This window comes from Micromonospora endophytica (assembly GCF_003236305.1).
GTDB lineage: Bacteria > Actinomycetota > Actinomycetes > Mycobacteriales > Micromonosporaceae > Micromonospora > Micromonospora endophytica.
Map to the genome: position 1 here is coordinate 1 of NZ_POTX01000497.1, position 833 is coordinate 833.

The following is an 833-nucleotide window of genomic DNA, read 5'->3' on the forward strand; positions in this document are numbered from 1 at the left end:
AGATGTGTATAAGAGCCAGCCTCCCGAAACGCCGCCGACATCTCCCGCGTGTTGTGCAGATGCGCATCCCGCTGCGTCACCACCTGCGACACCAACACCGCATCCGCCCGCTCAGCCCGCGCCGCCTCCACCAACTCCGGCACACTCACCTGCGCACCCAGATTCGTCACCTTCAACTCGCGGTAATACTCCAGCCCCTTCTCCCCCGCCACCCCCTTCACATTGAGGATCGCGTCGATACCCACCGTGTGCGCATCCGTACCGATACACGCCCCCACCACCGACAACTTCCGCCGCAACCGCCGCTTCACCACCGCATTGACCTCCTTGGCGGACAACAACGGAAAATCCCGCTCCACCACCTGCACCGCCGACAGATCCACCAGATGATTCACCCGCCCGTACACCACGAAAAAGGTGAACCCGTCACCCATCTGCTTCGCGTGCACCAGCATCGCCGGATCCATACCCATCTTGTTCGCCAACTGCACCGCCGCACCCTCGGCCCGCTTGTCATGCGGCACCGGCAACGTGAACGACACCTGCACCATGCCGTCACCCGTCGTATCCCCGTACGGCCGCACCACCGACTTCCCACTCACGCCGCACCCTCCAGAATCTCGGTGGCCGGGTTGTAGTAACCCGCCTCGTGCCGCGCCACCCCGTCCAGACCCTTACCCCGATCCGCCGGCCGCCTCATGATCCCGAACGTGCCCTCCGCGATCGCCGTCAACAACGACTGCTCCCCGATCCGCTCCAACAACTCCACCGCCTCACCCAACACCCGATTCGCCCGCTGCTGAATGAATCCACCCGGCACCGGCACGAAATCC

The 833-nt window shown here is 64.3% G+C and carries 2 protein-coding genes; both read right to left on the bottom strand.

Features of this window, described 5'->3' with window-relative positions; translation table 11 throughout:
* Nucleotides 1-551, bottom strand: a 551-nt coding sequence (locus C1I93_RS30745; RefSeq protein WP_258378398.1) for an OAM dimerization domain-containing protein, incomplete at its 3' end; no start/stop codon positions are given.
* 47 nt (nucleotides 552-598) lie between these two features.
* A partial coding sequence (locus C1I93_RS30750; RefSeq protein WP_309148228.1) for a lysine 5,6-aminomutase subunit alpha TIM-barrel domain-containing protein occupies nucleotides 599-833 on the bottom strand: 235 nt, incomplete at its 5' end.